General features: G+C 65.3%; 12 protein-coding genes. 7 read left to right on the top strand and 5 right to left on the bottom strand.

Annotated features, from left to right (window positions below; genetic code table 11):
- The first annotated feature begins 27 nt into the window (after positions 1-27).
- Positions 28-693: an invasion associated locus B family protein gene (locus CFP68_RS01535; RefSeq protein WP_099823728.1), complete on the top strand. Its 666-nt coding sequence runs from the start codon at positions 28-30 to the stop codon at positions 691-693.
- Positions 694-742: 49 nt separating this feature from the next.
- On the opposite strand, the gene CFP68_RS01540 is transcribed toward CFP68_RS01535, so the two are convergent.
- The 4 genes from CFP68_RS01540 to CFP68_RS01555 are packed head-to-tail and all read right to left on the bottom strand — an operon-like array spanning position 743 to position 4,935.
- Positions 743-1,954, bottom strand: coding sequence for a beta-ketoacyl-[acyl-carrier-protein] synthase family protein (locus CFP68_RS01540; RefSeq protein WP_099823729.1), 1,212 nt, complete (start codon positions 1,952-1,954; stop codon positions 743-745).
- Positions 1,954-2,220 carry an acyl carrier protein gene (locus tag CFP68_RS01545; RefSeq protein WP_099823731.1) on the bottom strand — a complete coding sequence of 89 codons (267 nt, stop codon included), beginning with the start codon at positions 2,218-2,220 and terminating at the stop codon, positions 1,954-1,956. Before CFP68_RS01545 ends, CFP68_RS01540 begins: the two co-directional genes overlap by 1 nt.
- Positions 2,221-2,254: 34 nt before the next feature.
- Positions 2,255-3,349: a UDP-3-O-(3-hydroxymyristoyl)glucosamine N-acyltransferase gene (gene lpxD / locus CFP68_RS01550; protein WP_099823733.1), complete on the bottom strand. Its 1,095-nt coding sequence runs from the start codon at positions 3,347-3,349 to the stop codon at positions 2,255-2,257.
- Positions 3,350-3,381: 32 nt separating this feature from the next.
- On the bottom strand, positions 3,382-4,935 hold the full coding sequence (locus CFP68_RS01555) for a L,D-transpeptidase family protein (protein ID WP_241523906.1): 1,554 nt from the start codon (positions 4,933-4,935) through the stop codon (positions 3,382-3,384).
- 390 nt (positions 4,936-5,325) lie between these two features.
- Here CFP68_RS01555 and mepK point away from each other — a divergent pair, with 390 nt between their 5' ends.
- Positions 5,326-5,895, top strand: a complete 570-nt coding sequence (gene mepK, locus CFP68_RS01560) for a peptidoglycan L,D-endopeptidase MepK (protein WP_099823737.1) — start codon at positions 5,326-5,328, stop codon at positions 5,893-5,895.
- Positions 5,896-6,023: 128 nt separating this feature from the next.
- Here the strand turns inward: mepK and CFP68_RS01565 are convergent, their stop codons facing one another.
- Positions 6,024-7,568, bottom strand: a complete 1,545-nt coding sequence (locus CFP68_RS01565; RefSeq protein WP_099823739.1) for a trimethylamine methyltransferase family protein — start codon at positions 7,566-7,568, stop codon at positions 6,024-6,026.
- A gap of 190 nt (positions 7,569-7,758) precedes the next feature.
- Here CFP68_RS01565 and guaA point away from each other — a divergent pair, with 190 nt between their 5' ends.
- From guaA to CFP68_RS01590, 5 genes are all read left to right on the top strand, one after another.
- A complete protein-coding gene (guaA, locus tag CFP68_RS01570; protein WP_099823741.1) occupies positions 7,759-9,333 on the top strand; it encodes a glutamine-hydrolyzing GMP synthase in 1,575 nt (524 codons plus the stop codon).
- Between the two features lie 253 nt (positions 9,334-9,586).
- Positions 9,587-11,056 carry an amidophosphoribosyltransferase gene (gene purF / locus CFP68_RS01575; RefSeq protein ID WP_099823743.1) on the top strand — a complete coding sequence of 490 codons (1,470 nt, stop codon included), beginning with the start codon at positions 9,587-9,589 and terminating at the stop codon, positions 11,054-11,056.
- A 122-nt stretch (positions 11,057-11,178) separates the two neighbouring features.
- On the top strand, positions 11,179-11,826 hold the full coding sequence (locus CFP68_RS01580; protein ID WP_099823745.1) for an SDR family NAD(P)-dependent oxidoreductase: 648 nt from the start codon (positions 11,179-11,181) through the stop codon (positions 11,824-11,826).
- Positions 11,827-11,910: 84 nt separating this feature from the next.
- A complete protein-coding gene (surE, locus tag CFP68_RS01585; RefSeq protein WP_099823747.1) occupies positions 11,911-12,693 on the top strand; it encodes a 5'/3'-nucleotidase SurE in 783 nt (260 codons plus the stop codon).
- A complete protein-coding gene (locus CFP68_RS01590) occupies positions 12,690-13,331 on the top strand; it encodes a protein-L-isoaspartate(D-aspartate) O-methyltransferase (RefSeq protein ID WP_099823749.1) in 642 nt (213 codons plus the stop codon). Before surE ends, CFP68_RS01590 begins: the two co-directional genes overlap by 4 nt.
- Positions 13,332-13,399: the final 68 nt, after the last annotated feature.

The following is a 13,399-nucleotide window of genomic DNA, read 5'->3' on the forward strand; positions in this document are numbered from 1 at the left end:
AGAACCCGAGCCGAGACTGGAGCCATCATGCCCGATCTATTGAAAACCCTGAGTATTGTTGCCCTGATCGCCGCTGGCGGAATGGCCGCGGCACAGACCGACCCCGCGACCTCCGACACCACCACCCCTGACACGACCACCCCCGACACCGCAACGTCCGACGAGCCGGCCACCACCGCGGAGGGCGAAACGGACACCGCCGATGTCCCGGACAACCTGAACATGGGCACCGATGTCACCGAAGGGGTCGGCTCGAGCTATATCAAGGAAGAGTTCAACGATTGGCAGGTGCGCTGTGTGCGGGCGCAGGAAGGCAAGGACCGTTGCGAGATGTATCAGCTGTTGGAAGACAGCGATGGCAACCCGACGGCCGAAGTCAGCATCTTCACCCTGCCCGCCGGCCAGAAAGCGGCCGCTGGTGCAAGCCTGATCACGCCGCTGGAAACGCTGCTGACCGTGCCGCTGACCCTGGCCGTGGACGGGGGGGCGACGAAAACCTATCCTTATACCTTCTGCACCCAGATCGGCTGTATCTCGCAGGTCGGATTCACCGCGGGCGAGATCGCGACGTTCAAGGCCGGCGCCAAGGCAACGCTCAGCCTGGTTCCGGTGCGCGCACCCGATCAGAAGGTCGAACTGGTGATCTCGCTTGCCGGGTTCACCGCCGCCTATGAGTCCGTCTCGGAAAACTGATCCCGACCTGCCGCGTCCTGCACCGTGGGACGCGGCAACCGCGGCGCTTTCAGTGAACCCGTTTCAGCGCCAGCACCGCGTTCAGCCCGCCAAAGGCGAACGCGTTCGACAGCACCACATCGACATGCGCCTCGCGCGCGACGTTCGGCACGACGTCCAGCGCACATTCGGGATCGGCCTCGAGATAGCCGATGGTCGGGGCGATCACCCCGTCGCGCAGCGCCATGATACAGGCCAGCAATTCGACCGCACCCGTGCCGCCGATCAGATGGCCGTGCATTGATTTGGTCGACGACATCATCACGGTGTCGGCGTGGGGGCCGAACACCTCGGCCACGGCGGCACATTCGGTCTTGTCGTTGGCCGCCGTTCCGGTGCCGTGGGCGTTGATATAGCCCACATCTGATGGATCGACCCGCGCGTCCCGGATCGCCCCGGCGATGGCCCGGGCCGCGCCCTGCTGGCTGGGCATGACGATATCCGCCGCGTCGGATGTCATGGCGAAGCCCGCCACTTCGGCCAGGATCTCGGCGCCGCGCGCGCGGGCGTGGTCGTAGTCCTCGAACACGAAGATACCCGCGCCCTCGCCTTGCACCATGCCGTTGCGGCCCAGCGAAAACGGACGACACGCATCCTTGGACATCACGCGCAACCCCTCCCACGCCTTGACGCCGCCAAAGCACAGCATGGATTCCGATCCGCCCGTCACCATGACATCCGCCATGCCGCAGCGGATCATGTTGAACGCCTGGCCCATGGCATGGTTCGACGAGGAACAGGCCGTCGCCACGGTAAAGCTGGGCCCTTGCAGGTTATAGGCCATCGACACGTGCGAACAGGCCGCGTTGTTCATCAGCTTGGGCACGACGAAGGGATGAACCCGGTTCTTGCCCTCTTCATAGACCGCCCGATAGTTTTCATCCCAGGTCTGCACACCGCCCCCCGCGGTGCCCAGGATCACCCCCGACCGCGCCGCCAGTTGGTCCTGGAAGCACAGGCCAGATTGCGCGATCGCTTCGCGCGCGGCCAACAGGGTGAACTGCGTGAAACGGTCGTAGAGCGAAATCTGCTGGCGGTTGAACTCGGCTTCGGGATCATAATCGCGCACCTGGCCGCCGATGCGGATCGACAGGCGGTCGACATCGCGAAACGCCAGCGGGCCGATCCCGCACCGCCCTTCGCGCATCGCCTCGAGCGTGGCCGGCACCGAATGCCCCAGGGCGTTGATCGTGCCGGCGCCGGTGATGACGACCCGTTTCATCAGACCTTCTGATCCGCGATCAACTGCCGGACCGCCGCGACGATCGAGGCGACGGACGAGATGTCGAAATCGCTGGCGGCCGGATCGTTGGCATTGAACGGCACCTGGATATCGAAGGTCTCCTCGATGGCGAAGATCGATTCGACCAGGCCCAGGCTGTCGATCCCCAGATCGTCCAGGGTCTGCTCCATGCGGATGTCGGACGGCTCCAGCATGGCCTGATCGGCGATGATGCGCACGACGGTGTCTTCGACGGTATCGGACATGGTGATTTCCCGCTCGGGTTCGCTCGGCGCTGATCTAGTCGCTCGGGCCGTCTTTTGGAACCGGTTTCTCGGCCGTTCCCGCAATCCGGGCCAACAGTCGCGGCAACCGGCGCAGCGCCTTGTACATATCGACGTGCTGATCCATGCGGACGGCGGGATACCCCATCATCACCCGGCCCGCCGGAACGTTCGAGACGGCCTTGGTGCTGCCGGTCAGGATCACGTCGTCGCCGATGGTGATGTTGTCGGCGACGCCGACCTGTCCGCCGAAGATGCATCGATCGCCGATCACCGTCGATCCCGCCACGCCCGTCTGCGCCGCCATCAGGCAATCGCGGCCGACGACGACATTGTGCGCCAGATGCACCAGGTTGTCGATCTTGCAGCCGTCGCCCACCACCGTGTCGCGGATCGTGCCGCGGTCGATACAGGCGTTGGCGCCGATTTCCACGTCATCGCCGATGGCCACCGATCCCAACGAATGGATCCGTGTCCAGCTCTGCTTTTTCAGATCGCCCTGGTCGCCCATGGCGCTGCGCGCCCGTTCGACCCCCGAGGTTTCGGGCGTCACGAACGACAGACCGTCGGCGCCGATCACCGCGCCCGGCTGAACGATCACGCGGTCGCCGATGGTGACCCGCGCGCCGATCCGCACGCCCGACAGGATCAGAGCGTCGTCCCCGATCCGCACGTCGTGCGCGATGTCGCAATGGGGCGCGATGCGGGCGCGGGCACCGATCCGCGCGCCCGCGCCGATGACCACGAAGGGGCCGATGGCGGCCTCGGGCCCGATCTCGGCCGCCGGATCGACCAGGGCCGAAGGGTGGATGCCGGGCGCGATCTGCGGGCCCGGATCCAGAAGCGCCGTCAGATAAGCCATGGCATAACGCGGACGCGGCACCACCAGCGCCGCCGCCAGGCCGAAGCCGCGCCAGTCGGCCCCTTCCCACAGGACGGCGGCCCGGGCGCGACCGTGTTTCAGGCCCTCGGCATATTTCGGCTGCATCGCCAGCGCCAGGTCGTGAGGCCCCGCCATGGCGGGTTCCGCCGCGCCGGTGATGACCAGATCCGCGTCACCGAAGACCTGGGCGTTCATCGCCCGGGCCACATCTGCAATGGTAAAAGCCACGATCGTCTCCCGCGTTGCGTTGCGAAAGACGATTAGCTGCCGAACCCCGGAGTGGCCACCCCGGCGCTGCGCAACGCGCTCAGAATCTCGGCGTCGCGGCCATAGACGTCACGGCGATACTCCATTCCGCCGCCCGGCTTGGTATAGGCCGTGCGATAGACCAGGTGCACCGGCACCGGCGTCTCGAGGTTCACCCGCGATTCGCGGCCCGAGCGCAGGTGGCGATGAAACTCGTCCTCGGGATTGTCGGACTGCGGCGCCAGAAGCGCATAGGCAAAGTCGAACGGATCGTTCAGCCGGATGCACCCGTGCGAAAACGCCCGGCTGTCACGCGAAAACAGGTTCTTGGCCGGCGTGTCGTGCAGATAGATGTTGTATTTGTTCGGGAACATGAACTTGACCAGACCCAGCGCGTTCCGCTCGCTGGGGGGTTGGCGCATGGAAAACGGAAAGCTGCGGGCCGAATACTGGCTGAAGCCGCGACCCCGGTTGACCACCCGGCCGCGGCTGTCGGTGATTTCCATGTAACCCAGCGCATAGGGATTGCTGCGCAGCACCGGCAGGTATTCGTTCACGACGATCGAGCGCGGCACGTACCAGCTGGGATTGATGACCATATGGGTCATCTCGTCGGAAAATTCCGGTGTGCGACGCCCGTTGGTGTTCTTGCCGATGACCGAGCGGGTCTCGAACGTGATTTCGTCGTCGTCGATGATCTTGGCGTGAAAATCCGTCAGGTTGACCCAGATGTGCCGCTTGCCACGGTCGATGTTCATCCAGCGTTCGCGCTCCAGCGACACCAGGATCTGACCGATCCGCACCTCGGGCGCGACATTCAGCGCCTGGATCGTCGTCTCGCCGGCGACGCCGTCGGTCGCAAGCCCGTTGTCCGCCTGGAACTGCGCGACGGCCTGTTTCATCTCGGCGTCATAAACCTGCGTCGCGCTGCGGCGCAGGTATCCTTCGGCGGTCAGCCGGTCGCGCAACGCCACCACCCGCGCGCCGCTCTCTCCGGGTTCGATGCGCCCGGCGTCGATGCGCGGCCCCCATCCGCCGCGTTCCAGAACCGCGTCCAGCTTCATCTTTTCGCGCACCAGGCGCGTGTATTCCCGCGACTTGGGCTTCAGCCCACGCAGATAGGCCAACGGCAGGCTGCGCTCGAACTCGCGCAGGGTGGTCAGCGGATCGCGCGTCGGCACCTCGCGCACGATATCGGGATCGACCTTCTTCGGCACCAGGATCCCCGTCTCGATGTCCTTGGCATAGGTCAGGAACATGCGCGACATCTCGACCTCGACGCGGCCCCGGTCGCGGCTGCTCTGCGCCTCGCCCAGCAATGCACGGATCTTGGCCGCACTGTAACGCTCGGCCGGGAGTCCGTGGGCGGCCACCGTCTCGACAACCTGAAGGAACGCCGCGCGCCGGGCGCGATCGTCGTCATCGCCGCCGGTCCAGATCGGCTGGTATCCGTTCTCGCGGTAAAAGGTCGACAGCGCCGCGTCGGCGGCCGCCCCTTCGGCGATGGCCTGCTTGTAGGCGGTGACCTGGGCGACGGCCCCCGTCGCGAAGACCGCCGTCAAAGACATCAAGGCACCCCCCAGAACGGCCCTGAGAGCGGTGGCGGAGGTCGGGGAATCGGGGTGGGAAGGCAGCAGCATCAAGGGTCGGAACTCCAGTGTCATTCGGCATGGCACAGCGGATCACCGCAGCGTGATCTCACTCTGGCAGGGTGGTTCAGCGTGTCCAGTCACGTTTGCGACACGACGTTGCCGTTTTAATTCAAGCTTCTGGGGGCTCTACCACCCGGCCCCCGGTTCGTTAAGCAAAAATTTGCCGATCTGACGCATAAGGGTCACAGCACGCGGGTTCACCCTTGGTCGGAAGACGGCTTCATGTCATACACGCCCCATCGCCTGGGGATGAGGTGAACAAGCCGCGCAAAGTGGCAAACAGGTAAAGTTGGGACACGGATTTTCATGGAAAAAGCACGTATCACGGGCCTTACACGGCGCGGGCTTCTTGGCGCCTTCGCAGCCACGGCCGTTGCCGCCACGCCCACCTACTCGAACGCTTTTGGCTTCCTGCGCGGCGCCGGCGATGTGCGCCGAATCCGGATGTATTCGGGCCGGACGGGCGAAAGCATCGACATGATCTATTGGATCGAAGGCAACTACATCAAGGACGCGCTGAACGAAATCAACGTCTTCATGCGCGACTGGCGCAACAACAAGACGATCGGGATCGATGCGCGCACCGTCGACATCATGGCCGCAGCCCACAACCTGATGGACGTGGAAGAACCCTATATGTTGCTGTCGGGGTACCGGTCGCCGGAAACGAACGCGATGTTGCGCAGCCGTTCAAGCGGTGTTGCGAAGAACTCGCTTCATTTGCGCGGGCAAGCCGCCGATTTGCGTCTGAACTCACGCTCGGTCAACCAGATGGCCAAGGCCGCCGCAGCATGCAGCGCCGGTGGCGTCGGGCGCTATTCCCGCTCGGATTTCGTGCACATGGATTGCGGCACGGTCCGCACCTGGGGCCGCTGAATCAAGTCAGCCTGTCCAAACGCACTTCGGGGATGAGATGAGGGGGCCTTGCGCCCCCTTTTTCGTCAGGACATCCCACAAACGCCGTCCCGCGCCCTTTGTTCCGCTTCGGGTGCGAAAAAGACAGACTAGCCGAAGGCGTCGGCTTCGGCGTCTTTCTTCTGGCGCACGAAATCACTCAAAGCCTCGTGAATCGCCGGATCGAGGGCCGGCTGCCGATAATCGCGCAGCAACTTCTCGACCCGCATCGATGCCAGCGCCTGGGTGTCGCGCGCGCCCTCCTCCTCCCAGGTTTCAAACGGCTTGTAATCGAACAGGTCCGAGCGCCAGAACGCCGACTTGAAGTTGTTCTGGGTGTGCGCACAGCCCAGGTAATGCCCCCCCGGGCCCACCTCGGCGATGGCGTCCATGGCCTGGCCGTTGGCGTCGATGTCGACCCCGCGCGCCAGCCCGTGCACCGCGCCCAGCTGATCGGCATCCATCACGAATTTCTCGAACGATGCCACCAGCCCGCCTTCCAGCCAACCACAGGCGTGCAGCATGAAGTTGACCCCCGCCAGCAATCCCATGTTCAGGCTGTTGGCCGATTCGTATGCCGCCTGCGCATCGGGCAACTTCGACCCGCAGAACGATCCGGCACTGCGATACGGCAGACCAAGACGGCGCACCAGCTGGCCGGTGCCATAGGTGATCTGCGCCGCTTCCGGTGTGCCGAAGGTCGGCGCACCGCTGTTCATGTCGATCGACGTGACGAACGCGCCGGCCACGACGGGCGCGCCCTTGCGCACCAGTTGCGAATAGGCGACCCCGGCCAGGATCTCGGCCAGCACCTGGGTCAGCGTCCCGGCAACCGACACCGGCGCCATGGCACCGCCGACGATGAACGGAGAAATGATCGAGGCTTGGTTGTTCGCCGCATAGATTTCCAGCGCGCCCATCATCGTCGCATCGAAGGTCAGCGGCGAATTGATGTTGATCAGCGATGTCATCACGGTGTTGCGGTCCACGAAATCGGCGCCGAACAGCAGCTTTGACATATCCACCGAATCCTGTGCGCGCACGGGTTCCGTGACCGATCCCATATAGGGTTTGTCCGACAGCGTCATATGCGCCAGCAGCATGTCCAGATGACGCTTGTTCACCGCCACATCGGTCGGCTCGCACACCGTGCCGCCCGAATGATGCACCCACTTCGACATATACGCCAGGCGCACGAAGTTCTGGAAATCGGCGATGGTGGCATAGCGCCGCCCCCCCGCCGCATCGCGCACGAACGGTGGGCCATAGACCGGCGCCAGCACCAGGTTGCGCCCGCCGATCTCGACGTTGCGGTCGGGATTGCGCGCGTGCTGGGTGAACGACGACGGCGCCGTGGCGCACAACTTGCGTGCCAGACCGCGCGGGATCCGCACCCGCTCGCCCTGCACATCGGCGCCGGCCTCGCGCCAGCGTTGCAGCGCGCCGGGATTCTCGGGGAAATTCACGCCGATCTCGGCAAGGACGGTCTCGGCATTGCGCTCGATGATCTCGATGGCCTCGGCGTTCAGGATCTCGAGGTCGGGAATATTGCGCTCGATGAAGCGTGCGGCCTCGATCCGGACGGCCGTGCGTTCGGCCCGTCGTGCCGCGCCACCGCCACCGCGTGCGCGCCTTGGCGCTTCGGTCTCACCCATGTCGCAACTCCCTGCTGTTTGATCCCTCCTATCCGCCCCGGCCGACACGCCCGCGCCGGTTTGCGTCGCCTCAAGGCCGGAAACGACACCCGGCGCCCTCCGGGCTTCTTACTGATCCAAATACTCGAATCCGCCGCTGGCATCGCAACACCGTCTTGCGCAGGCGCGCGCCCTGCCCTATCCCCCCTGCATGACAGAGATCGACGTGAAAACCGACCATGACCGCCTGCTGATCGTCGACTTCGGCAGCCAGGTCACGCAACTGATCGCCCGCCGCCTGCGCGAGCTGAACGTCTATTGCGAAATCCATCCGTTCCAGAACGTGACCACCGATTTCCTGACGGACTTCGCCCCCAAGGCGGTGATCCTTTCGGGCGGTCCGGCATCGGTCATCGACGATGCGTCGCCCCGCCCCCCGGCCGAGGTCTTCAGCCTCGGCGTTCCGGTTCTGGGGATATGCTATGGCCAGCAGGTGATGATGCAGATGCTGGGCGGCGAGGTCCTGCGCGGCGATGGCACCGCCGAATTCGGCCGCGCCTGGGTCACGAAAACTGATACCGCCACGGATCTGTTGACCGGCTGGTTCCTGGAAACCCGCGAACAGGTCTGGATGTCGCACGGCGATCACGTCGCCCGCATCGCCCCCGGCTTTGAAGTGGCCGGCACATCGCCGAATGCGCCCTTCGCGGTCATCGCGGACACCGAACGGCGCTTTTACGCGGTCCAGTTCCACCCCGAGGTGCATCACACCCCGAACGGGCGCACCCTGTTCGAAAACTTCATCCGGATCGCGGGTTTCACCGGTGACTGGACGATGGACGCCTACCGCGAACAGGCCGTGGCGAAGATCCGCGAACAGGTCGGCGATGCCCGCGTGATCTGTGCGCTGTCGGGCGGTGTCGATTCATCGGTCGCGGCGGTCCTGATCCACGAGGCGATCGGTGATCAGCTGACCTGCGTCTATGTCGATCACGGGCTGATGCGGCAGGGGGAAAGCGAACAGGTCGTGTCGATGTTCCGCGAACATTACAACCTGCCCCTGATCCACGCCGACGAATCCGAACTGTTTCTGGGCAAGCTCGACGGCGTGTCCGACCCCGAAACCAAACGCAAGATCATCGGCGGCCTGTTCATCGACGTGTTCCAGAAGCACGCCGATGCCCTGGGCGGCGCCGAGTTCCTGGCGCAGGGCACGCTCTATCCCGACGTGATCGAATCCGTGTCCTTCTCGGGCGGCCCGTCGGTGACGATCAAGAGCCATCATAACGTCGGCGGTCTGCCGGAAAAGATGGGCATGAAACTGGTCGAGCCGCTGCGCGAGCTGTTCAAGGACGAGGTCCGCGCCCTGGGGCGCGAATTGGGCCTGCCCGACAGCTTCATCGGCCGCCATCCCTTCCCCGGTCCCGGCCTCGCCATCCGCTGCCCGGGCGAGATCACGCGCGAAAAGCTCGACATCCTGCGCAAAGCCGATGCCGTCTATATCGACCAGATCCGCAAGCATGGCCTCTATGACGAAATCTGGCAGGCCTTCGTCGCGATCCTGCCGGTGCGCACGGTCGGTGTGATGGGTGACGGGCGCACCTATGATTTCGCCTGCGCCCTGCGGGCCGTCACATCCGTGGATGGCATGACGGCGGATTATTACCCCTTTACCCATGATTTCCTCGGTGAAACCGCGACGCGGATCATCAACGAGGTGAAGGGCATCAATCGCGTCACCTATGACATAACATCGAAACCTCCGGGCACCATCGAATGGGAATGACCGGCGGCTTCGGAAAACCATGGGGTCCGGCAGGGGAAAGGCCGATCACATAATCGGCACCGAAAAACCGCCCCCCGTCGCCGGCGACACCCCCGCCAACGCCACAGTGCCGGGGTCACGGGCGCCATTGCGGCTGTGCCGACTCTTTCGGCGCCGCTGATCGCCGTCAGACAGTTTTCGATCCCTTGGTGACACCGGCCGCCGGACGGCCTATGTGGGGCGCACCGCCCACAGGATTCGGAGCACCGAGCCCATGCACAAGCTGCCCCCCGCACATCCCTTCGATTTCGAATCGGACAAGCTGAAGGAAGAATGCGGCGTCTTTGGCGTTATCGGTGTGACCGACGCTGCCAATTTCGTCGCCCTCGGCCTGCACGCGCTGCAACACCGCGGCCAGGAGGCAGGCGGAATCGTCGCCCATGATGCCGAACACGGTTTCAACTCGGCCCACCGGTTCGGATACGTCCGCGACAATTTCACCAAGCAATCCTTGATGGACACGCTGCCCGGACCGCTGGCCATCGGTCACGTGCGCTATTCCACGGCCGGCCACAAGGGACACGCCCACATCCGCGATGTCCAGCCGTTCTTCGGTGAATTCTCGATGGGGGGCGCCGCGATCGCGCACAACGGCAACATCACCAATGCCGACGCCCTGCGCCGCGAATTGATCGGTGCCGGATCGATCTTTCAATCGGCCTCCGACAGCGAATGCATCATCCACCTGATGGCGCGCTCGCTGCAACGCCGGATCCCCGAGCGCATCCAGGACGCGCTGCGCCGGGTGGAAGGGGCCTTCTCGATCGTCGCGATGACCCGGACCAAGCTGATCGGCGTGCGCGACCCCCTGGGGGTGCGGCCGCTGGTCCTGGGACAGCTCGGCGACGGCTGGGTGCTGTCATCGGAAACCTGCGCGCTGGACATCATCGGCGCCACCCTCGTGCGCGAGATCGAGCCGGGCGAGATGGTGGTCATCGAAGGCGGCGAGGTGGCCAGCCATCGGCCTTTCGCGCCCCGGAAATCCCGGTTCTGCATCTTCGAACACGTCTATTTCTCGCGCCCCGATTCCATTCTCGGCGGCCGCTCGGTCTATGAGACGCGCCGCCAGATCGGCGTCGAACTGGCGCGCGAGGCCCCGCAGGACGCCGATCTGGTGTGTCCCGTTCCCGACAGCGGGACGCCGGCGGCCATCGGATACGCCGCCGAATCCGGCATCCCCTATGGCATGGGGATCATCCGCAACCAGTACATGGGCCGCACCTTCATCGAGCCGACGGAACAGATCCGCAACATGGGCGTCCGGCTCAAGCTGAACGTCAACCGCGCGCTGATCCGGGGCAAACGGGTCATCCTGGTGGACGACTCCGTTGTGCGCGGCACGACCTCGATCAAGATCCGCGAGATGATCCTCGATGCCGGTGCCGCCGAAGTCCACTTCCGCATCGCATCGCCGCCCACCTCGTGGCCCTGTTTCTATGGCGTCGACACCCCCGAACGCGACAAGCTGCTCGCCTCGCGCATGTCCGAAGAGGAGATGCGCGATTACCTGAACGTCGACAGCCTGCGCTTCATCTCGCTCGACGGTCTCTACCGCGCCGTGGGCGAGGCGCAGGGGCGCGATGCCGCCTCGCCGCAATACTGCGATGCCTGTTTTTCCGGCGAATACCCGGTCGAACCCTCCGACATGATCGACAAGGGGTTCCTGCTCAAGGCCGCCGAATGATCGCCAACCCGGCTTCTTACTGACCCAAATACTCCCGCGCGGCGCGCTCCTGCCCCGTCCACCGTCACCACGTCCGACACGGCGCACCGCCGCCTGCCCCATTCCTCGAACCGGAACGACCCATGACCAAGATTGCCCTCATCACCGGCGCGTCGCGCGGCCTTGGTGCCGCCCTGGCGGTCGCGCTCGCCCCGACGCACCACATCATCGCCGTCGCACGCACGGTCGGCGCGCTGGAAGATCTCGACGACCGGGTCAAGGCGGCGGGTGGCCAGGCGACCCTTGCGCCGATGGACGCGGGCGATCCGGCCGCCATGGCGCATCTGTGCCGCTCGACCTATGACCGCTGGGGCCATGTCGATCTCTGGGCGCACACGGCGATCCATGCCGCGCCCCTGGCCCCGACCGGGCATATCGACGCCAAGGACTGGGCGAAATCCGTCGCGCTGAATGCCACCGCCACCGCGACGCTGATTCCCATGCTCGAACCCCTGCTGAATGCCGCGCCAGCGGGGCGGGCGGTGTTCTTCGACGATCCGCGTGCCGGCCAGCCGTTCTTCGGCGCCTACGGCGCCAGCAAGGCCGCGCAGATCGCGCTGGCGCGCAGCTGGGCCGCGGAAACCCGCCGCACCGGCCCGCGCATCGATATCGTCACGCCGCCGCCGATGCCCACCGCAACCCGGGCGCGGTTCTTTCCCGGCGAAGACCGCGCGGCCCTGACCCCCTGCGCCGATGCCGCGACCCGTTTAATGGCCGAACTGTCGCTCTGACGCCAAAAGACCGGATCAAAGCGCACCGCACGCCTTGTCTGGCCCGAAACCAGCCCCTACACACGGGAAAACGGGGGACGCAGCGTGCGCATACTTATTACCAACGACGACGGCATCAACGCACCCGGACTGAACGTCCTGGAACGGATCGCAACGGAAATCGCGGGTCCGGACGGCGAAGTCTGGATCGTCGCGCCGGCGTTCGAGCAATCGGGCGTCGCCCACTGTGTCAGCTACACCCACCCGATGATGATGGCCGAACTGGAACCGCGGCGCATCGCGGTCGAAGGTGCGCCCGCCGACTGCGTCCTGGCGGCGCTGCACGACGTGATGCCCGAACGTCCCGATCTGGTGCTGTCGGGCGTCAACCGGGGCAACAACGCGGCCGAGAACACCCTGTATTCCGGCACCATCGGCGGCGCGCTGGAAGCCGCGCTTCAGGGGCTTCCAGCCATTGCCATGTCGCAATACATGGGCGACGGCACCCGCAGGCTGGCCTCGCCGTTCGATGCCGCCGCTGCCCACGGTGCCGCGACCGTGCGCCGGTTGCTGGAGCGCGCTCCCTGGGATGGCGAAGACTACCGCCTGTTCTACAACGTCAACTTTCCACCCGTCGCGGGCCATCTGGTCAAGGGCACACGGGCCAGCGCCCAGGGGTTCCGGCGCGGCACGTCCTTCGGGGTCGAGGCACAGATTTCGCCGACAGGCCGGCGGTTCCTGTGGATCCGAGGCGGCGATCAGACCGTCACCACCCTGCCCGGCACCGACGTGGCCGACAACCTGGATGGCTATATCGCGATCACGCCGATGCGGGCCGATTTCACGGCCCACGACAAGTTGGATGCGTTGAAAGACGCCTTGGGATGAGTCCGGAGGCGGAGCGCAAGATGCAATTCCTCTATGCCCTCCGCTCGAAGGGCGTCACCGACATGCGCGTGCTGAACGCCATGGAAAAGATCGACCGCGGCGCTTTTGTCAAAGGCCTGTTCGCCGAACGCGCCTATGACGACATGCCCCTGCCCATCGCCTGCGGCCAGACCATCAGCCAGCCGTCGGTGGTCGGGCTGATGACCCAGGCGCTGGATGTGCAGCCGCGTGACAAGGTTCTCGAGATCGGCACCGGCTCGGGGTATCAGGCGGCGATCCTGTCGCAACTGGCGCGCCGGGTCTATACCGTGGACCGGCACAAGCGGCTGGTGCGCGCGGCGCGCGAGGTGTTCGACCAGCTGGCGCTGGCCAATGTCACCGCCTTTGCCGCCGACGGATCGCACGGTTTGCCCGAACAGGCGCCGTTCGACCGCATCCTGGTGACGGCGGCGGCCGAGGATCCGCCCGGTCCGCTCTTGGCGGAATTGCGTGTCGGCGGTATCATGGTATTGCCCGTGGGGCAGTCGAACGCCGTGCAGACGCTGATCAAGGTCACGCGCCGCGAGGACGGGTTCGATTACGAGGAACTGCGCCCGGTGCGCTTCGTGCCGCTGCTCGAAGGGTTGGGCCAGGACTGAAGCTGCGCGCCCCCGGCAAGAGGGGCGGGTGAGACAGGCACAGGTGCGCCCGCGAGGACACCGAAAAA

Origin of the sequence: Oceaniglobus indicus, assembly GCF_002751875.1 — a bacterium.
Lineage (GTDB): Bacteria > Pseudomonadota > Alphaproteobacteria > Rhodobacterales > Rhodobacteraceae > Oceaniglobus > Oceaniglobus indicus.